This window comes from Rhizobacter sp. P5_C2 (assembly GCF_054049715.1).
Map to the genome: position 1 here is coordinate 18092 of NZ_JBFULV010000049.1, position 18749 is coordinate 36840.

Annotated in this window: 17 protein-coding genes; 12 read left to right on the plus strand and 5 right to left on the minus strand. The window is 66.2% G+C overall.

Annotated elements, in window-relative coordinates:
• Positions 1-145 precede the first annotated feature (145 nt).
• The 3 genes from ACXJLU_RS18695 to ACXJLU_RS18705 all read right to left on the minus strand — a co-directional run bounded on the left by ACXJLU_RS18695 (position 146) and on the right by ACXJLU_RS18705 (position 4897).
• Positions 146-532, minus strand: a complete 387-nt coding sequence (locus ACXJLU_RS18695) for a hypothetical protein (protein WP_457333498.1) — start codon at positions 530-532, stop codon at positions 146-148.
• 517 nt (positions 533-1049) lie between these two features.
• Positions 1050-1604: a hypothetical protein gene (locus ACXJLU_RS18700; RefSeq protein ID WP_457333500.1), complete on the minus strand. Its 555-nt coding sequence runs from the start codon at positions 1602-1604 to the stop codon at positions 1050-1052.
• A gap of 20 nt (positions 1605-1624) precedes the next feature.
• Positions 1625-4897, minus strand: coding sequence for an nSTAND1 domain-containing NTPase (locus tag ACXJLU_RS18705; RefSeq protein WP_457333502.1), 3273 nt, complete (start codon positions 4895-4897; stop codon positions 1625-1627).
• Between the two features lie 286 nt (positions 4898-5183).
• Between ACXJLU_RS18705 and ACXJLU_RS18710 the strand changes: the two genes are divergently transcribed.
• The 3 genes from ACXJLU_RS18710 (at position 5184) to ACXJLU_RS18720 (ending at position 7544) form a co-directional block, all read left to right on the plus strand.
• Complete coding sequence (locus ACXJLU_RS18710) at positions 5184-5927, plus strand: sensor histidine kinase (protein WP_457333504.1); 744 nt, start codon at positions 5184-5186, stop codon at positions 5925-5927.
• Entirely contained in the window at positions 5928-6605 is a 678-nt protein-coding gene (locus tag ACXJLU_RS18715; RefSeq protein ID WP_457333506.1) for a response regulator, read from the plus strand. It abuts the gene before it with no gap.
• A 111-nt stretch (positions 6606-6716) separates the two neighbouring features.
• On the plus strand, positions 6717-7544 hold the full coding sequence (locus ACXJLU_RS18720) for a bestrophin-like domain (RefSeq protein WP_457333508.1): 828 nt from the start codon (positions 6717-6719) through the stop codon (positions 7542-7544).
• Between the two features lie 210 nt (positions 7545-7754).
• On the opposite strand, the gene ACXJLU_RS18725 is transcribed toward ACXJLU_RS18720, so the two are convergent.
• Complete coding sequence (locus ACXJLU_RS18725) at positions 7755-8438, minus strand: transposase (protein WP_457333544.1); 684 nt, start codon at positions 8436-8438, stop codon at positions 7755-7757.
• A gap of 605 nt (positions 8439-9043) precedes the next feature.
• The gene (locus ACXJLU_RS18730; RefSeq protein WP_457333510.1) at positions 9044-10789 is read right to left on the minus strand and encodes an eCIS core domain-containing protein; all 1746 of its coding nucleotides are present in this window, start codon (positions 10787-10789) and stop codon (positions 9044-9046) included.
• A 269-nt stretch (positions 10790-11058) separates the two neighbouring features.
• Between ACXJLU_RS18730 and ACXJLU_RS18735 the strand changes: the two genes are divergently transcribed.
• The 9 genes from ACXJLU_RS18735 (at position 11059) to ACXJLU_RS18775 (ending at position 18746) form a co-directional block, all read left to right on the plus strand.
• Complete coding sequence (locus ACXJLU_RS18735; protein ID WP_457333512.1) at positions 11059-11631, plus strand: Pvc16 family protein; 573 nt, start codon at positions 11059-11061, stop codon at positions 11629-11631.
• Between the two features lies 1 nt (position 11632).
• Positions 11633-12505 carry a hypothetical protein gene (locus ACXJLU_RS18740; RefSeq protein WP_457333514.1) on the plus strand — a complete coding sequence of 291 codons (873 nt, stop codon included), beginning with the start codon at positions 11633-11635 and terminating at the stop codon, positions 12503-12505.
• Between the two features lie 27 nt (positions 12506-12532).
• Positions 12533-14158: a phage tail sheath family protein gene (locus tag ACXJLU_RS18745; RefSeq protein WP_457333516.1), complete on the plus strand. Its 1626-nt coding sequence runs from the start codon at positions 12533-12535 to the stop codon at positions 14156-14158.
• A gap of 63 nt (positions 14159-14221) precedes the next feature.
• On the plus strand, positions 14222-14677 hold the full coding sequence (locus ACXJLU_RS18750; protein WP_457333518.1) for a phage tail protein: 456 nt from the start codon (positions 14222-14224) through the stop codon (positions 14675-14677).
• 7 nt (positions 14678-14684) lie between these two features.
• Positions 14685-15158 carry a phage tail protein gene (locus ACXJLU_RS18755; RefSeq protein WP_457333520.1) on the plus strand — a complete coding sequence of 158 codons (474 nt, stop codon included), beginning with the start codon at positions 14685-14687 and terminating at the stop codon, positions 15156-15158.
• Positions 15159-15166: 8 nt separating this feature from the next.
• Positions 15167-15331, plus strand: coding sequence for a DUF5908 family protein (locus tag ACXJLU_RS18760; protein WP_457333522.1), 165 nt, complete (start codon positions 15167-15169; stop codon positions 15329-15331).
• Between the two features lies 1 nt (position 15332).
• Positions 15333-15992 carry a CIS tube protein gene (locus ACXJLU_RS18765; protein WP_457333524.1) on the plus strand — a complete coding sequence of 220 codons (660 nt, stop codon included), beginning with the start codon at positions 15333-15335 and terminating at the stop codon, positions 15990-15992.
• Between the two features lie 12 nt (positions 15993-16004).
• Complete coding sequence (vgrG, locus tag ACXJLU_RS18770) at positions 16005-18425, plus strand: type VI secretion system tip protein VgrG (RefSeq protein ID WP_457333526.1); 2421 nt, start codon at positions 16005-16007, stop codon at positions 18423-18425.
• A 21-nt stretch (positions 18426-18446) separates the two neighbouring features.
• A complete protein-coding gene (locus ACXJLU_RS18775) occupies positions 18447-18746 on the plus strand; it encodes a PAAR domain-containing protein (protein ID WP_457333528.1) in 300 nt (99 codons plus the stop codon).
• The last annotated feature ends 3 nt before the right edge of the window (positions 18747-18749 follow it).

Consider the following 18749-nt stretch of genomic DNA (forward strand, 5'->3'; position numbering starts at 1 on the left):
ATCGGCGGAGCACCGGCGACGCTAGCCACAACAAGAGGAGAAATTGTGCAGTTCACCCTGCTGTCGAAACGACTTCAGGTGCTGCAAACGATGCCAGGCAGAGCACGCAGCGCATGGAGACGCTGCGGCTGCTGCCGGGCAAGGCTCAGGCCGTGCCCGCGCCGGCCGCGCGCTGCGGCAGGGTCGGACCGGTCTTCGGTCGTCGTCGGCCGATGCGCCCGCGCATCACCGGCGTCGAGATCGGCGCGGTGATGGCGGCGGCCGTGGCCTGGATCGGCTGCGTCAGCCACGTGGGTGGCTGCCAGTCGCCGAACCAGATCGGTGCCGGCTGGGCGGTCACGCGCGGTGTGAGCTGCTCGTCGACGATGCGGCCGAGCTTCATCAGCAGCGCATGCGCGTAGTCGGCCTCGTCGGCGACGAGGTGCTGCAGTTCATCGCGGATCTGCATCACTTGCAGCCGCAGTTGCTGCACCGGCGCGAAGTCGGCGTGGCGTTCGATCGCCACCAGATGGTCATGGGTCAGTCGAGTCATGGACGAGGTCCCTCCGGGTTGGATTGACTGGATTCATTGGCAACACGCGATTACCTTTCAGTGCTTGCGGCGCGGACGCGACCGTGGCAGCAGTGTCTGGTTCGGGGCGGAAGCGGCGGCAGACCCATGCGAATGCGCGATGGCAAATGCGAAGCTGGGGTGATGGGCGGCCGGGTGTGGTGTCCGGGCTGCACCTCAATAAGCGCGACAATGTATATTATGTAAACTTACTGAGGCACCTTGGCCGCCGGCTGCTGGCATGGGTGCAAACCCTGTTGCTGGCTGCCGGATGGAAACCCAGCCCTTCTTTCGGCGGTAACGCGCAACTCCCGGCGAAAACCGCGGGTCTGCGGCTGCGTCACGTGAACAGAGCGAGTGGAGTGGGGCTGAACTTGATCGCTGCGGCGAACCGCAACCGCGACGCGCACCTGGCCTTCGGTGCGCAGCTGCTTCAAACCGGAACCCTCGTGTCCACGCCCTTGCCGGCTTGCCGGCGGCGGGCCGGCAAGAAGCACCTTCACGCGCCGCTCTGTATTTCAGGATCGAAGGAGCAGATCAGCTTCTTGACCACGGCCGGATTCGGTTGCGTGCCGGTCGGATCCCAGTCGTACAACGCGAAGATCAGCGCGACACCTTGCGTCCCCTTCACAGAGGGAATCTCGACCGACAGGCCGTCCTTCGAGTGCTGGAAGGGGTGGCAGTCACTCACGTCCCTGTCCTCGCCGAGCAGACGCACTGCTGCCCCATGAAGCCTGACGCGCCGGTCCCACATCATGTCGAGGACCACAAACCCCTCCACCGTGTTCAAAACCGAGTCGAGGAGTTTGAACTGCTTCATTTCCTCCTCGAGCACCACCGTCAGCTCGAAGTCCCTGATCTGGTTTTTATCCGGAAGAGAAATCTTGATCTTCCCGCCACACGGGGGGGGCTGCAGCTTGACCGGAGGCATCGGCGACACCAGCATCCATCTGCCCGAGGTGCGTCTGAAGTAGAGGCAGGGCTTGTGCGCTTCCACGAAGCCTTTCGTGGGGACGACACAGTAGTCGCCTTCTTGCGGTACCGGACCGGACATCGATATCTCCCTTTCGTTGGTCAAATCAGAACTTGCGGCACATAGCCGCCCTCGGTCAGTCGTTGGATCGACGCCGCGTCCGGCGCGTCGCCATGCAGACACGTGCGCGCCTTGATCCAGGCTTCAAGCACGAATCCGCCCTGCCCTGATTGCACCCGAGGTGCGAGCGCCTTTTCGCTGGCATCGCACCACTCGCGCAAGCGCAACCCGCCCCCCATCCCGCCGAACGCCTGGATGCCGAGCAAGGCCCGGCGCGCCTCGAGTTCCCTCGCCTGGGCGTCGTGGGGAAATTCCGCCAGCAAGGCCTCCAGCGCCGACGCGACGGCGACATTGGCATCCAGCACGCGCTGCCATTCGCCGGTGCCGGCCCGCAATTGCGCGGCAATCATCTCCATGCGTACCCGGGTCTTCTTCCAGGTGTAGTCGTCGCGCAGGCTGTCCAACCGGTGTTCGGCCAGCTGGCGTTGCAGCACCTGCCACTCGGCGGTCGTTGCCAATCCGAGGTCGACACGCAATTGCAGCAGCGCACTCTCGGCTGCGAACTGCTCGGCGATCCAGCGCTGGTTCGTGCCATCGTTGCGCACCGCCTCTCTCAGCGATGCCACCCCCTCCTGCATCGCCTTCAGTGCTTCATCGTTGCGGCGCATGGCCTGCAAGGCGGCCGCGCGATGGATGGCCACGATGCCCGCGGAGTAGCCCCGCGCATGCTCGCGCGGATGCTTGATGCGCAAAGCGTCCTTGGCGGCGTAGGCCGCATCGAGATGTGCCAGGGCTTGCCGGGGCGCGCCGCGGACCAGCGCCAGCCGGCCAAGCCAGAGCTTGGCGGAGGCAATGGCATCGACCAGGCCCGGGTCGTCTCGCTTCGATTCCAGCAGGCCCGTCTTCAGCGCCAACGATGCCTCGAACGAGGCCGTGGCCTCCGCCCACGCGCCGCGCCGCATCGCGATCGACCCCAGGCTGCTGAACGCGTAGCTCAGCTCGAGGCGCGCCGACGGGCTGCCGGGCACCGCGGCAAGCCACCGCTCGCAGGCCTCGCGGTAGCGGTTCATCAACGCCGTGGCGCGCGTGAAATCGTTGGCATCGTAGGCCATCTGCGCCAGCCAGAAGGCATTGGCGCCGAGCACCTTGTAGTACTCGTCGGCATCGAGGCCCGGGCTGCGATCCAGCGGATGCAGCACGCGCTCGGCCTGGTGCAAGGCGTCCATCGCCACGTTGACGCGCCCTTGCCCGCTGCTGCTGTTCACCTCGCCGATCATCACCAGCGCCTTCGCACGCTGCAGCACATCGTTCGCCGGTTCGCCTTCGTAGCCCTCGCGGCCCAGCAGCTTGACGCCCTGGTCGCTGATGCTGGCCAGCAGGTTCAGCTTGCCGATGGGCCTGAGCTGCTCGGCCAGGTCGCCGAGCATGAACGAGGCAAGGCGCTGGCTCTGCAGTTCACGTCGCGAAGCCTCGCGAGCCAGTTCGGCATACCGGATGGCCGACAGCCCTGCCAGGCAGGCCAGCAGCACCGCCAGCGCAGAAGCGGCCACGCGTGTTCTCGCCTGGCGCTTCAGCCGCTGCTGCGAACCGGTGACGAAGGCTTGCTCGTCGTTGGTGAAGAGGGACCGGGCCGCAACGCCGGCGCCGGCTGCCTTCCAGAGCATCGCGCCCTGGGGCAGCAGCAGCGTGGCGGCTTTGCCGCCCTCCAGCCAGCGCCGCACCCACGGCAGCAGCTCGTCGCGCAAGGCCAGCGTCGCGCGGTGCTGGCCGATCCACTGGGTCACGCGCGGCCAGCGCCGCAGCAATGCTTCGTGCGCGAGGCGCACGCCCGGCACACCCGCCACGCTGTCGGCAACGAGCAGGCGCGCCTCGACCAGCGCGGCGACCAGCGCGCCTTCAGCCCCCGCGGAGAGCTCCGACATGCGCACCCAGCGCCCGGTCGGCGCGGCCGCTTCGTTCGACAGGCTCACCAGCCGCGGCAGCAATGTCGGCAAAGCCTGCTGCTGAGCTGCCGGCAACGAAGACAGCGTTGCCTCTGCACGCTGGCCCACCGCGCCTTCGATTCCGCCCATGGCTTCGTAAGCCGACCAGGTCAACTCGTTGCCCGGCTCGCGCGCCATGTACAGCGCATGCAGCGCGTATTGCAGCAAGGGCAATGCGTCTTGCGCCTGCACGGCATCGGCGCACAGGCGATCGTCGAGGCGCTGCAGCCCGCTCGCATCGCGGCCGTAGTTCAGGTCGGCGGCCCGGGCTGGCAATCGGATCATCTGGGCCAGCGCCTCGGCGCTGGCCGGCTCGAGGTCCACATGCGCGCCATGCGCCTTGCCCTTCATCAGCGCGGCATGGCGTGCGAGCTCCGGATAGAAGTCGTTGCGGCAGACGACGACGGCCATCAACGCCCGCGACCGGACCATGTCGTCCAGCACGGCGATGAACGCGTCTGCACTGCCCGCCGGCGCGGAGCGGAACAAGGCCTCGAAGCGATCCAGCACCAGCATCGGAGACGCGCGCGATGGCATCCCGAGGGCATCCAGCGCAAGACGCAGCGCCTGGATGACGCCGGCCGGCCGATGCTGGAGCGCGTCGGCGAGTGTCTCGATGCTGTAGCCGCTGAGCAGCGGCCGGTGGTCGATGTCCCAATCCATCAAGGCGCTGGCCAGGGCCCGCCACAGCCCCAGTTCTTCGTGGGCGCCGAGATCGCAGGTGGCCGCCGCGCAGGGCTGCAATGCGGATGCGGACTCGCCCGCCACTCTGGAGCGGCCCTCCAGCAGCGCCGGCAACAGCCCTGCTTCGACGAGCGACGTCTTGCCGGAGCCGCTGGGGCCGAGCAGCAGCAACAACGGGTGGCCCAGCTCGCACTGCCGGGCGAGTTGGCGCAAGACGGTGGCCAAGGCCGCATCGCGGCCGAAGAACACGCTCGCGTGAGCGCGCCCGAACGGTTCCAGCCCGCAGAACGGCGACTTGCCGCGCCACGCGCCCTGGTGGCTGCGTTCGCCCTCCGACGAGAGCACCTGGACGGGGGCGACCAGCCGGTAGCCCCGTTTGCGCAGCGTCTCTATATAGCGGGGGGCGCTGGCCTGGTCACCCAGCGCGCGGCGCAAGGCGGCGATGGCGCGGTGCACCGGGTGGTCGCCCGACACGACGCCCTGCCAGCAGGTGTCGAGCAGGCTTTCGGCGCTGACCACTTCGCCGGGCGTGCGGCTCAGCGTGGCGAGCACGGCAATGGGCAAGGGTTCGAGGGTGAGCGTTTCGCCGCCGCGCGTGAGCCGGCTCATCGCCACGTCGACCAGCCAATCGTCCAGCATGAATCGCATGCCTGCACCTTGTTCCAGGACTCACAGGATCAAAAACCCCATGGCGGATCGTCCGGCGGTGCTCTGCTGTTCGGTCGCCCATGCGCCTCTTGCGAGGCGACAGCTGCCGGGAATTATGCATGTGCATTGGCATCGATTGCACCCGCGAATTACGACAAATCGGTGGCTGAATTGTCCGGAAACCCAGGGGCGCGAAGGCTCCGGAATGCTCCGGAAGGTTTCCGGAAGGTGCGCGGCGAGGCCTGTGTCTACGGTGTGGTCTTCAACGCCCCACGAGGTAATCGCCATGATCCGCACCTTGCTCAACCTGATCCGCAATATCCGCCCCGATAGATTCCGCCGCGACAAATCGCTCCGCATCCTTCAACTCGAACGGCAATTGGGTTCGCTGAGGCAGGAATGCCRGCGGGCCGAGATGCGCGAGCGCGAACGCATTGCCTGCCGGCTGCACGACGACATCGGCCCGTTGATATTTCTTATCCGACTCAAGCTTGGCGAATTGCGCTGCCCGAGCCAGCCGCAGCCGGACGGCGTACTGGACGAACTGAGCCAGTTGGTGAAGCAGGCGGCCGAGACCGCCCGTTCGCTGACGCACGAACTCGGTGCCTCGCTCGTGGGTGCTGCCTTGCTGCCGTCGCTGCAAGGAATTGCGCAGGAGCTGACGCGCCGCTCGGGGATCGCCGTGGCCTTGGAGGTGCCCCACGCGGGGTTCTGCCTGCCCGAGCCGCAGCGCTCGGTGGCCTGCCGCACGGTGCGCGAGCTCTGCCTCAACGCCCAGAAGCACGCGAGTGCACGCCGGGTGTCGATCGGCTCGCGGGTGAGTGCGGGTTGGCTGTGGATCGACGTGCAGGACGACGGCCAGGGCCTGGGCGTGCCGGCGCTGCGAACCTGGCGGGCCAGCCCCGACGGCGGCTTCGGCTTGGCCAGTGCCCAGGCCCAGTTGCGCGCGCTGGGCGGCGACCTGCAGTTGCGGTCGCGACCCGGCCGCGGCACCTGTGCGCGCCTGATGCTGCCGCTGAAGGTGGCTTGAATGACGCTGCGCATCGTGGTGGCCGATGACCACCGACTCGTCCGCGAAGCCTTGCAGGCCTTGCTGGCGCGAGAGAACGACTTCGACGTCGTGGGGCTGGCCGAAGATGGCGCGGCGGCGCTGCGGCTGGTGCGGCAACTGCAGCCCGACGTGCTGGTGAGCGACATCGCGATGCCCGGCCTGAACGGCATCGAGACCATACGGCGCGCCTGTGCCCAGCAGGAGACGCTGCGCGTCGTCTGCCTGACGATGCACGGCGACCAGCGCAACGTGGTGGCCGCGCTCGATGCCGGGGCGTCGGGCTACGTGCTGAAGGATTCGTCGTGCGACGAGCTCGTGCAGGCGGTGCGGCTGGTGGCCGCGGGCCGCATCCACCTGAGCCCGACGCTGGTTGGCGTGGTGATCGACGAGATCCGCCTGCGCCAGCGCGCGCCGGCGGCGCTGACATCGGCTTCGGCGGCCGAGCTGCTGACCGTGCGCGAACGCGAGATCGTGCAGCTCTACGCCGAAGACCTGAGCACGCAGGACATCGCCGACCGCCTGCACCTCAGCGCCCGCACCGTGGCCACGCACCGCGAGAACGTGACGCGCAAGCTGGGCGTGCGTGGCGTCGCCGGCCTGACGCGCTACGCGATGCGTGAGGGCCTGACCACGCTGGATGCGTTCCCGCCGACGTGAAGCGACGTGCCGATCGGGGGATTGCGGAAGCGCCATCTCCGCGAATTGCCGATCGGCGCAGCGGGCGAAGGCTCCTACGGTGGGCGTACCTCATCCACCAGGAGTCTTCCCATGCCGCTGTGGCTCTACGACCTTCCCGCCTGGCTGTTCGGCCTGGTCATCGTCTCCACCTGGGCCGCGCTTGGCGTGGGCGGCCATGCACTGTTCCACCGCTTCGTGCGCACGCCTTTCCGGGACGCCGAGAGGGAGGTGGCCATCGCGCTGCTGGCGGTGGTGGCGACCATCAACTCGCTGCTGCTGGCCTTTTGCGCTGTCTCGGCCTGGGAGTCCTTCGGCAGCGCCGAGAAGGCCGTGGGCGCTGAAGCCAACGCCATTGGCGAACTGGCGCGCGACCTCGCTGTGTACAACACGCCGGCATCGCGCGAGGCGCGCGAACGGCTGAGGGGCTATGCGCGCACCGTTGTCGACGAGGAGTGGCCGACGATGCGCATCGGCCAAGAGAGCCCGCAGGCGCGGGACCTGTTCGACGTAGTCTTCCGCGCGGTCGCCGAGGTCAAGCCGGTGACGCCTGCCGATTCGGCGCTGATGCCCGAGATCTGGGCGCGCGTCAATGAGCTGGTGAAGTTTCGCCGCGTGCGCGTGGCGTCGAGCCAGGGTGAAGTGCCCGGCGCGTTGTGGGCCGTGGTCGTGCTGGGCACCCTGCTCACCGTGATGCCGACCTATGTGCTGCCGCGCACGCGCTTCAACCGCTGCGCGATCGGGATCCTGTCGGTGTCGATGGGGTTGGTGTTCTTCCTCGTCGCGGCAATGGACCGGCCGTTCGTGGGGACGGAGAGTGTGACGCCGGGGGCTTTCGAGATGAGCCTGCGGAACATGACGCGGTGGGACGTGCAGTCGAGGGTGGCTGTGGAGAGGGATTTGTCGGAGAGGTTGCGGTGACGGCGGTCGACACCCTCAGGCCGCCTGTTCCCCCTTGGCAATCAATCGGCTGATGCGCGAGACCGAGAGCCCGAGCTCGCGAGCCAGCGCCGTCATCGACAACCCGCCTTCGGTGTGCGCCCGGTAAAGCGCCTCTTCTCTCGTGGGTGTGCATTGCAGCCAGTGGGCCAGAGACTTTTCTGCGAGACGCTGCACCTTCGGGATGTCTCGCTAGGCCAGGCGCGGCGGATCCATCAGCGCTTGCATGCGGTCGACGAAATCGGCATCGCCAAGGTGGATCTGCTGGCGCAACCCGTCTTCCCACAGCTCGAGGCCTTGGGCGTTGGCCACCACTTGGGCATAGCGCCGGGCCGCCTGGCGATGGTCGGCGGCGGTGACTGCCGGCCGCTCCAACAGGTAGCCATGCAGACCCACTGTGTGGAGCCAGGGTGGTACCGGCGCCCTGCCGGTGTGGGCCGCGTAGCTTGACCACGGCCACGCCTCCAAGGTGTCCACCATCGCCGCTCGAACCGGGTTCAACTCCACGTAGGGACACAACTGGATCAGGTAGGCATCCCGATCGACCAGGATCGCATTGAAGCGTCCTTGGAAGAGATGGCCGACCTTGCCGTGCCGGCGGTTGTAGCTCAGCGTGTAGACGCCGTTCAGGTGCCGCAACAGCAGCGACAGGTTGGCTTGGCGGGTGTGCAGCACCAAGTGGTAGTAGTTACCCATCAGGCAATAGGCGAGCACCTGGACATCGAACCGCTGCAGCGCCTGGGCCAGTGTGATGAGCCAGGCTTCGCGGTCTCGGTCGTCTTCGAAGATCGGCTCGCGTCGGTCGCCGCGGGAGGTGACGTGGTAGATGCGACGGGGAACTCGATGCGCAGAGGGCGGGACATGCGGGCATACTATGGCGGGGGATTAAAAGGCAAGCCCCGACCCCCGTGACCGACCGTATTGCGACGCTTGAATGCGCAGTTGTAGTGATGTAGGAGCCGCTCCAGCAGACGCTCGAGCCGCGGGCGATCGATTGGTTCGACGCTCAGGCGATGGAGACGGTGTTTCTGTCCGCCATGACGGTGGCGGAGGCAAAAGGCAAGACCTGACCCCCTGCTCCTTGGTTTGACCCCAGCTCATGCCACTCAGAGGTCAGTTGTCCGAACCCAAAGCGGCGACTCGCGCGTGTACTGCATACCGGGCACCAGCCTGGGGCGGACACGAGCATCGATTTCATCGCGACGCGATGCGCAGACCGAGGACAGATTTTCGGCATGGTCAACGCTGAAGTGGTCTTCCAGCGCTTCCCTGCTGATGGCGTCGACGGCCAGCCCTCCCTCGTGGAGTAGCCGGAAATTCAACCACTCGCCGTGGTCTCCGAATCCAAGTACATCCAAAGCCGTCTCCGCGAAGTGATGCTCACAGTATGACCATCACCGAACAGGCGATGGAAACGTTGTTTCTGTCCGCCATCACGGGGGATGAGGCAAAAGGCAAAACATGACCCCCAGCTTTCGACCCTATTTTTCTGTCATCGTCACGTTGCTTTGAAAATTTTCCACGAAAGTATCTATTACTTTCTTGACACTCCCCATGAATTCATCTGTATCTTTCGCGCCTGCAGCAGTTTGCATGGCGGTATGAAAGCGTCGATTCCTTTGCAGAAGATCCTTCAGATCCGTATCCAACTTCGACTCGTCTATGGTGCCATGGCCAATCCGCGACAGCTTCTGCCCGCCGATTTGCTTGTGCTCTTTCGCCAAGGGAAGCAACAGGGCGTACTCCTGAAATCGGCGGAATAGATCGTTATCATTCTCCGTGATAGTCTTTTCTAGTATGGCAACTATTTCGATTAGGTTTGATGTTGATCGACCAACTATTTCGTTGAAGAAGAGTGACAGAGCGAAATTGAATTTGTTTCGTGAATCCTCATTGAAGACACTTATGGCGCTAGTAAATTTTGGCATGTCTAACAAGCCATCACGCAGCAGTGTCGCTATCGCCCGGTCATTCGTGTTTCCGCCCGCTTTCCGCAACTCGCGGAAAACATTCATATAGCTTGATTGCCCTGTGCTGAAACCCTTACCATGAATAAGATTGCCCGATGCGGTTGAGCTAAATTTATAACCATTTGTAAATTTTAACTCAATGCTGGATTCTCGGAAATCTTCCTTCGATATCGAGGTTGTCATGGATTCACCTGTGTAATCACTCTCTTGCCTGCGTAGGGTCTTGTGTGTTTTTTTATTCATCGGGGTGCCCTCGTCGGAATCGTATCCCCCGAGCGCGGCGGCGATTTCCATTCCCGACGAAGAACTGGTCGCGCCGAAGTCTACGGGTTCTTGGATAGTCCAGCGAGGGGAGGTATTGTGGTTCCATGCATCCAGCAGCCCCTTTCGAATATTGGTCGACTTGGTCGTGTCGTTTATATATTTCGCGACAGATTCCTTGTCGCTCTTTATTCCAAGATTTTCATTGACTATATAATTTTCCGCGTCCTGCTTTTTCAGCTGCATCGTCCCTATGTATCCCCGGCCCGGCGACATTGCCGACAATGAAAATCCGCTCAATGCATCCGATCTTTCATTTGCATCATTCGTCTGGCTCGGCACACTCGCTCGTGTCGCATTTATTCCCATCGCGTCAGCTTCTCGTTCCAGCGACTGATCGTCATTGACGTTCGTTTGCGCCAACCGTGTCGTTGCTGGTACCCTGCCTTGTCGCTGCTGCACCACATGCCAAGCCTCATGCGGCAAATGTTGCTCTTGCCCCGGCCCGAGATGGATGTCGTTGCCTTGCGCATAGGCCAACGCATTGAGTTGCGCCGGCTGGCTGGAATTGCGGTGAACTCGCACGCCCGCCATATCCATTCCTGATAGAGCCTCGATCCCCGCGCGCAATTGCGCCGGCAAGCCTCCATTCGCTTCGTCAGCCTCTGCTTGCGTCGCGCTGTTGTCTTCTGAGGCGCTTTGCCGTTGAACGGCCGCATCAGCGAACCGCCCTTGTAGCGGTGGCTCCTCCTCTTCATCCCCCTCGACCCGCTGCACCGGCTCGCGCTTGGCTTGCAGCGGTTCCTCCTCGTCGTCTTCAGCCATGCGCTGCACAAGCTCCGTCATTCCCAGCTGATCCATCGCGCGCCGTTGCGCCGTCAGTCTCGCCCCATTCGCAAGCGGACCTGTTGCCGTCTTCCGCTGCGCAGTCCCTCGATCCGCCGCCGCACGCCCCTGCTCAGCCTCAGCCTCCCGCTGCAAAACAAAGTCCTTCATTCCCGCACCCCCTGTTGAATCGATCGACCACTCGACCGCCCTCGCGACCGTAGCCGGTAGGCATTCAACAGGGCATCGCCAAATCTGCGATCCCACCCTCGCGCAATCGGCGATCCCTCGCCATTCCCGCAGCCCCTCGCCGAATCGGCAAGCCTACCCCACGCGCAATCCGAACCCCCATCTCCGCATCCCGCCGATGCGCGGCAAAGCCGCCGCTCCCTATCGTTCATCCACACCAACCGATGAACGAAACCGAGCCGAGCCGCCCCATGATCGACACCGCCCTCCTGCAGATCGCCACCTCGCTGAACGAGTCGCTGCGCCGCTCGCTCGGCGTGGTCGAAGACCTGGTGTCGCTGGCCAGCCTGCATGAGCCCGAGGGCAGCCTGTCGTCGCAGGCCACCGGCCGCCTCTCGATGTTCCTCGTCAACATCGAGCGCGACACCCTCCCCACCACCACCAACCGCAACACATCGGCCGGCCGCGTCGCCCTCGCCCCGCCCCCCATCTGCCTGAACCTGCAGGTGATGTTCGCCGCCTGCTTCGATGCCGGCCGCCATGCCGAAGCCCTGCGCCTCATCGCCTCGGTGATCGGTTTCTTCCAATCCCGCCCGGTCCTCGACCACCACAACACGCCCGAGCTCGACACCCGCATCGACAAGCTCGCGTTCGACATCCAGAACCTCTCGTTCGCCGAGCTCGCCAACCTCTGGGGGCTGCTGGGCGGCAAGTACATGCCGTCGGTGCTGTACCGCATGCGCATGGTCAGCATCGACGCAGGCACCACCTACGCCGAAGTGGCCCGCGTCGCGCAGCCGCAAGTCGGCGTCGGGGTGCAGTGACATGAGCGCCTACAGCCTGCTGCTGGAGATCGAGGTGCGCCACGGCTACTACGCCGACGAGGCCTGCCCGAGCCTGCGCTTCGTGCCCACGCCCGCCTGCCAACGGTTGGTGGCCCGCGTCGGCGGCCTCTCGCGCACCACGCCGCATGGCCTCGCGCTGTGGGCCGAGCGCGATCGCCTGGCCGACTTGCCGAGTGAGGACACCGCGGACGACACCGCGCTGGCCTGGACGCTGCACCTCGCCGACAACGCTTTCTGCGAATGCACCGAAGTGCGCGGCCGGCCGCAGCGCGAGGTGCTGTTGTTCGACGCCGCCAATGCGGTGGCCGATGCCTCCACCGGCCTCGAGCGCCTGCACAGCCACGAGGCCGCTTCCAACGAAGACCTCTGCCCGCTGGCCGAGATCGACCACGACGGCAGGCTCGCCCTCGCGGCCCCGCACGGCAACCCCTGCGGCCTGGTGCGCATCCCGCCGGCCCGCCTGCGCACCGGCAAGCGTTTCCTGATCCGCTTCGCGCCGCGCGCCACCGTCTGGACCTACTGCCTGGTCGGCGATTGGCGCGAGCCCGGCCTGCACATCGTCGACCTCGCGCAGCAGGTCAGCTTCACCCCGCTGCCCCCGCGCCAGCTGGCCGACGGTCGCCCGGCCCTCGCCTTCCGCGCGTCGTCGCCGATCGCGCTGCACCAGCAGCCGCCGGAGCGCTTCCAGCTGCGCAGCCGCGCCCCCGACAACGCGAGCGCCGCCAACGCCGCCCGCACCCGCCCCGACAAGGTGATCGTCAAGCGCCTGCCTGCCGCAGCCCCCCACCACTTTTCCCGCGAAGAGATCGGCGGTGCCCAGACCTGGGTCTCCGAGATCTTCGTCCATCGCTGACGCGACAACCCCAGAGAGGAGCCCTCCATGGCCGTCATGAAGACACCCGGTGTCTATATCGTCGAGAAGAACGCCTTCCCCAACTCGGTCGTCGAAGTCGCGACCGCGGTGCCTGCCTTCATCGGCTACACCGCGCACGCCGACAACGGCGGCAAGTCGCTGCTGATGAAGCCCTGGCGCATCAGCTCGATGGCCGAGTTCCACAAGTTCTTCGGCCACGCGCCGCAGCCGCGCTTCACCATCGCGCCGCGCCCGGCCGACGGCATCGCCCCCGCCGCCTTCACCGCCGGCGACACCGAATACGTGCTGGCGCAGGCCCCGGGCGCCGCCGGCGGGCGCTACCTGCTCTACCGCGCGATGCTGCACTTCTTCCAGAACGGCGGCGGCCCGTGCTACGTGGTCTCGGTCGGCGATTTCACGCAGGACCAGGCCTTTGACAAGCTGGCCGCCGGCATCGAGCCGCTCGTCAAGGAGCAGGAGCCCACCATGCTCGTGATCCCCGAGGCCGTGCTGCTGGCCGAGGCCGATTGCATCTCGCTGCAGCAGGCCATGCTCGCGCACTGCGGCGGCCGCATGCGCAACCGCGTGGCCATCCTCGACCTGTGGGGCGGCGAGCGCGATCGCCAAAGCCCGCAGGGCGATCCGATCGAGGCCTTTCGCGGCGCGCTCGGCATCAACTACCTCGATTTCGGCGTCGCCTACTACCCGTGGGTCAACACGACGCTGGTGCAGGAGAAAGACCTCTCCTACGGCGACGTCGCCAACCCCGAGGTTCTGGTCAAGCTGCTGAAGCAGGAGCTCGGCCTGCCCGATGCGCTCGAAGCCGGTGCGCCGCCCAAGCTCACGCAGCGCTTCCAGGCCGTCGAGGACCTGACCAGGACCGACGAGCAGTGGATCGCCGAGCTCACGCAGGAGATCAACGCGTCGACCAAGTCCGATGCCGACAAGCGCAAGCTGCTCGACCCCGCCGCGCTGCAGGGCGCGGTACAGACGAACAAGGCGCTGCTGAACAAGAGCCTCGCCACGATGAGCCCGCTGTTCAACACCATCCTCGCCGACGCGCGCACGCAGCTCAACCTGATGCCACCTTCGGCCGCGATGGCCGGCGTCTACACGATGGTCGACAACACGCGCGGTGTGTGGAAGGCGCCGGCCAACGTGAGCCTTGCGGGCGTCACCTCGCCCACGGTCAACATCTCGCACGAAGACCAGGAAGACCTGAACGTCACCACGCAGGGCAAGTCGATCAACGCCATCCGCAGCTTCATCGGCGAAGGCGTGCTGGTGTGGGGCGCGCGCACGCTCGACGGCAACAGCCTCGACTGGCGTTACGTGAACGTGCGCCGCACGATGATCATGCTCGAGGAGTCGTGCCGGCTCGCCGCCAAGGCGCTGGTCTTCGAGCCCAACGTCAGCGGCACCTGGGTCAGCATGCGCAGCATGATTTCCAGCTTCCTCAACGGGATCTGGAAGCGCGGCGGCCTGGCCGGCGCCACCCCCGACGACGCGTTCAGCGTGCACGTGGGCCTGGGCGAAACGATGACCTCCGAAGACATCCTCGAAGGCATCTTGCGCGTGACCGTGCTGGTCGCCATCAGCCGCCCGGCCGAGTTCATCGAGATCACCTTCCAGCAGCAGATGCAGAAGTCCTGAGCGACGCCTGCACGCCTGCCCCACATCCCCCACTTCCATTGACTCGATCCAAGGAGAGATTCCATGTCCGACGGAGCCACTCAAACCACCAACATCTGGCCGCTGCCCAAGTTCTATTTCAACGTGGACTGGGGTGACGCCCAGATGAGCTTCCAGGAGGTCTCGGGGCTGGAGGCCGAGACGCAGCCCATCGACTACCGGCACGGCAACAGCAAGAACTTCTCGCTGATCCGCATGCCGGGACTGAAGAAGTACAGCGACATCACGATGAAGAAGGGCACCTTCAAGGGCGACAACACGCTGTGGAACTGGTTCGCCGAGATCAAGCTGAACACCATCAAGCGCAGGCCGGTGACGATCACGCTGCTCAACGAGGCGGATGCCGTCGTCGTGACCTGGGCGCTGACGAACGCGTTCCCGCTCAAGTTCACCAGCACCGACCTGAAATCCCAGGGCAGCGAGGCGGCCATCGAGACCATGGTCGTCGCGCACGAAGGCCTGAAGATCACCAACTCGTGAGGCCCTCATGTCCGAGCCCGATCACGTGCCGGAACGCTTCGATCCCCCGATCGCGTTCCATTTCGCGGTGCTGTTCGGCAGCACCACCAGCGAGCAGGAAGCCCAGTTCCGCGAGGTCAGCGGGATCGGATCCGAGATGGAGCTGGAGTCGGTGGTCGAAGGCGGCGAGAACCGCTTCGTCCACCAGCTGCCCAAGGCCGTCAAGCACCCTCGCCTGGTGCTCAAGCGCGGCATCGCGGCGAATGACTCCCGGCTCGTGACCTGGTGCAAGAAGACCCTCGAAGGCGGGCTTGCCAGACGCATCCAGACCCAGGTCGTGCAGGTGCAGCTGCTGGGTGCCACCAGCCAGCCGCTGCGTGCCTGGGCCTTCGACAACGCCTACCCGGTGAAGTGGTCGTTCGAGCCGCTGGAGGCGAAGAAGAACGAGGTGGCGATCGAAACCATCGAGCTGGTCTACACGCAAGTGCTGAAGACGAAATGAGATGACCCATGGCCATCGAGATCCGCCAACTGTCCGTGCGCTGCCGCATCGTCGCGCCGCCGCCCTCCCCCCGGCCGCAGCGCACCGACGACATGCGCGTGCTGAAGGAACAGATCTTTGCGCAGTGCCGGGCCTGGCTGCGCGACGAGCTGCGCCGCAGTCGGGAGCGTTGACATGCTGCTGCCCCTCAAGATCCAGCGCAAGGATCGGTCCCAGGGCCGACCCTTCATCGCCCTGATCAATCCTGCCGAGATCAAGACCACCTCCGCGCATCGCTACAGCAAGGTCCAGCCCCCGGGCACCAAGGGCGAAGCCCAGCGGCCGGACTCGCCCGACGACGAGAAGCTGTCGTTCTCGCTGGTGCTCGACGGCACCGGAGCCGTGCCGACCCCGGCCAGCGGCGTGGCGCAAGAGGTGCTGGCCCAGTTGCGCAACCTCGAACGCATGGTCGGGGTGGCTGCCGCGCTGGAGGGCGAGCCCACCATGATCCCGTTCGTGCAGATCCTCTGGGGGCAGTTCCTGTACGAGGGACGGCTCAAGAGCCTTCGCACGTCGTACACCCTGTTCGCCCCGGACAGCACGCCGCTGCGGGCACGCGTGGATCTGTCGTTCATCGCCCCTGTGGTCGTGCCGACCGGATCGCCACCGGCCGCCGCCGACGGCATGCCGCGCGAGGTTCGCGCCCGACCCGGTCAATCGCTCGCCGAGATCTGCCAGCAGGTCTACGGCGACGAGGTCGACTGCGAAGAGATCGCGCGCTTGAACAACCTCTCTGCGTTGCGCGAGCTGCCGATGGACGCCGACCTTTTCATGCCCGGCCTCGCCGCCGGCTGACCGGAAACTGGCATGACCGACAACACGCTCCCTCCGGCTCGGCTGACGATCAGCGGTACCGCAGGCACCTTCACCGCGCCGATCAATCCGTCCGAGCTGTCGAGCAGCCTCGACATCAGCTATGCCGAGTCGAAGCCGGGAGACAAGCTGCCCGTCGGCATCGGCCGCATCGGCAACGAGACGCTGACCTTCTCGCTGGTGCTCGACGACACGGGGGCGTTGCCCGCCGTGGACGGTCGACCGGACGAGGGCATCGCCCAACCCGTTGCCCTGCTGAAGCGGATCCTCGGGCTGACGCCCGGTAGCGAGGACGACAGCGGCGGCGCGCGGGTCCAGGTGACCTGGGCGGCCAGCACCTGGCCGTGCCAGGTCAGCAACATGGCCGTCGACTACACGCTGTTCGCTCCCAGCGGGCTGCCGCTGCGCGCCAAGCTGCAGTTGACGTTCGCGATGTGCCGGGGCCAGCCCGTCCCTGCGCCTGCGCCGCCCCCCGAGGCCGAGGAAGAGGAGGAGGATCCCTTCGCCAATCTGCAGAATCCCTTCGAGGACGACACCTCGGCAGACGAGCCCCTCGACGACCTTCAGAACCTGTTCGGCGATGACGAGAGCGAAACGCAGGGCGACGATGCCGATGCGAGCGGCAGTGGCGACGACGGCGAGAACAACGCCGGCCTGCCGCTCAAGATCCAGATCAAGAGTGGCGGCGGCGATGTGTGGAAGCGGCACGCGCTGCAATCCTTGCGCATCCACCACGCCGTCAACGCCATCCCGTCGGCCGTGCTCGAGTTCATCGACGGCGACATCGACGCCGGCACGCTGCCCTCCAGCGATGGGGAGCATTTCAAGCCCGGCGCCACCATCGAGATCAAGGCCGGCTATGGCGATGCCGAGCCCAGGACGCTGTTCAAGGGTCTTGTCATCAAGCACGCGGTGCGCATGGAAGGCGCCGGCAACCCGCGCCTGGTGATCGAATGCCGCCACAAAGCCGTGCGCATGACCATCGGCCGCAAGAACGCCAACTACCTGGCGCAGACCGACGACGCCATCATCCAGGCGCTGGTGTCCGCCGCCAGCCTCACCGCCGAGGTCGACACCACCACCGTCACGCACGACGAACTGGTGCAGCACTACTGCAGCAACTGGGATTTCATGCTGGCGCGTGCCGAGGCCAACGGCCTGCTGGTCATCGTCGGCGACAAGCTGGTGGTGAAGGCGCCCGTGGCCGAAGGCGAGGCCGCGTTGACGGTGCGCTACGGCGAAGACCTGATCGAGTTCGAGGCCGAGATCGACGCCCGCACGCAGTACACCGCCGCCCAGGCCGTCGCCTGGGATCCGAAGACGCAGCAGGCGGTGCTCGGCGAAGAAGCCGCACCGGCGGGGCCGGCCGGCCAGGGCGATCTCACGTCGGCCACGCTTGCCGACGTGATCAAGCTCGGCCCGATGCTCGTGCGCTCCGGCGCACCGCTCGCCAAGGAGGCCCTCACCGCCTGGGCCAAGGCCCTGCAGCTCAAGGCGGGCCTCGCCCGCGTGCGCGGCCGCATGCGGGTGCAAGGCAACGCCGCGCTGGTTCCTGGCGCGCTGGTGCAGCTCGAGAAGATGGGCAAGCGCTTCTCCGGCAAGGTCTACGCCAGCGGCGTGCGCCACGAGCTGGTCGATGGCGACTGGACCACCGACGTCGAGTTCGGCCTCTCGCCCGAGTGGTTCGTCGAACGCGCCGACGTGCGCGCGCCCGCCGCCGCCGGCCTGCTGCCCGCCATCGAGGGGCTGCAGATCGGCACCGTGCTGAAGCTCGACGGCGACCCGGCCAACGAGCACCGCATCCAGGTCTCGGTGCCGGTGCTGCAGGCCGAGAAGGCCGGCGTCTGGGCGCGCCTGATGCAGTTCCACGGCTCCAAGGGCATCGGCAGCTTCTTCGTGCCCGAGATCGGCGACGAGGTCGTGCTGGGCTACTTCGGCAACGACCCCAGCCACCCGGTGGTGCTGGGCAGCCTCTACAGCAGCACCCGGCCGCCGCCCTACGAGCTGGCCGCCACCAACGACACCAAGGCCATCGTCACGCGCTGCAAGTCGAAGATCGAGTTCGACGAGGCCAACAAGGTGATCACCGTCACCACGCCCGGCGCCAACAAGATCGTCATCAGCGACACCGACAAATCCATCCTGCTGCAGGACCAGAACGACAACAAGCTGACCCTCGGGCCGGCCGGCATCACGCTCGACAGCCCAAAGGACATCCAGCTCACCGCCAAGGGCCGCATCGTGCTCGACGCGACCGGCGCCGCGAGCATCGCCTCCAAGGCCGACGTGAAGCTCGAGGCCGCCATCAACCTCGCCTGCGAGGCCAAGTGCGCCTTCAGCGCCAAGGGCCTGACGGCCGAACTCGCCGCCTCGGCCAACGCCGTCGTCAAGGGCGCGATGGTGCTGATCAATTGACCCGCCACAGCGCACACCACCATGCCCTTCGCCGCCCGCCTCACCGACCTGCACGTGTGCCCGATGGTCACGCCCGCCCTGCCGCCGATCCCGCACGTGGGCGGCCCGCTGATCGGGCCCGGCGTGCCCACGGTGCTGATCGGCAAGCTGCCGGCCGCCGTCGTCGGCGACCAGGCCACCTGCGTCGGCCCGCCGGACGCGGTGATCAAGGGCTCGATGACGGTGCTGATCGGCGGCAAGCCGGCGGCCCGCGTCGGCGACCCCACGGCGCACGGCGGCCAGATCGCGCTCGGCCTGCCCACCGTGCAGATCGGCGGCTGAGTT

Bases quoted from the DNA above. Each gene is read 5' to 3' on its own strand.
- ACXJLU_RS18695 (WP_457333498.1), bottom strand. From the start codon at position 532: ATGACTCGACTGACCCATGACCATCTGGTGGCGATCGAACGCCACGCC.
- ACXJLU_RS18700 (WP_457333500.1), bottom strand. From the start codon at position 1,604: ATGTCCGGTCCGGTACCGCAAGAAGGCGACTACTGTGTCGTCCCCACG.
- ACXJLU_RS18705 (WP_457333502.1), bottom strand. From the start codon at position 4,897: ATGCGATTCATGCTGGACGATTGGCTGGTCGACGTGGCGATGAGCCGG.
- ACXJLU_RS18715 (WP_457333506.1), top strand. From the start codon at position 5,928: ATGACGCTGCGCATCGTGGTGGCCGATGACCACCGACTCGTCCGCGAA.
- ACXJLU_RS18720 (WP_457333508.1), top strand. From the start codon at position 6,717: ATGCCGCTGTGGCTCTACGACCTTCCCGCCTGGCTGTTCGGCCTGGTC.
- ACXJLU_RS18730 (WP_457333510.1), bottom strand. From the start codon at position 10,789: ATGAAGGACTTTGTTTTGCAGCGGGAGGCTGAGGCTGAGCAGGGGCGT.
- ACXJLU_RS18735 (WP_457333512.1), top strand. From the start codon at position 11,059: ATGATCGACACCGCCCTCCTGCAGATCGCCACCTCGCTGAACGAGTCG.
- ACXJLU_RS18740 (WP_457333514.1), top strand. From the start codon at position 11,633: ATGAGCGCCTACAGCCTGCTGCTGGAGATCGAGGTGCGCCACGGCTAC.
- ACXJLU_RS18745 (WP_457333516.1), top strand. From the start codon at position 12,533: ATGGCCGTCATGAAGACACCCGGTGTCTATATCGTCGAGAAGAACGCC.
- ACXJLU_RS18750 (WP_457333518.1), top strand. From the start codon at position 14,222: ATGTCCGACGGAGCCACTCAAACCACCAACATCTGGCCGCTGCCCAAG.
- ACXJLU_RS18755 (WP_457333520.1), top strand. From the start codon at position 14,685: ATGTCCGAGCCCGATCACGTGCCGGAACGCTTCGATCCCCCGATCGCG.
- ACXJLU_RS18760 (WP_457333522.1), top strand. From the start codon at position 15,167: ATGGCCATCGAGATCCGCCAACTGTCCGTGCGCTGCCGCATCGTCGCG.
- ACXJLU_RS18765 (WP_457333524.1), top strand. From the start codon at position 15,333: ATGCTGCTGCCCCTCAAGATCCAGCGCAAGGATCGGTCCCAGGGCCGA.
- vgrG (WP_457333526.1), top strand. From the start codon at position 16,005: ATGACCGACAACACGCTCCCTCCGGCTCGGCTGACGATCAGCGGTACC.
- ACXJLU_RS18775 (WP_457333528.1), top strand. From the start codon at position 18,447: ATGCCCTTCGCCGCCCGCCTCACCGACCTGCACGTGTGCCCGATGGTC.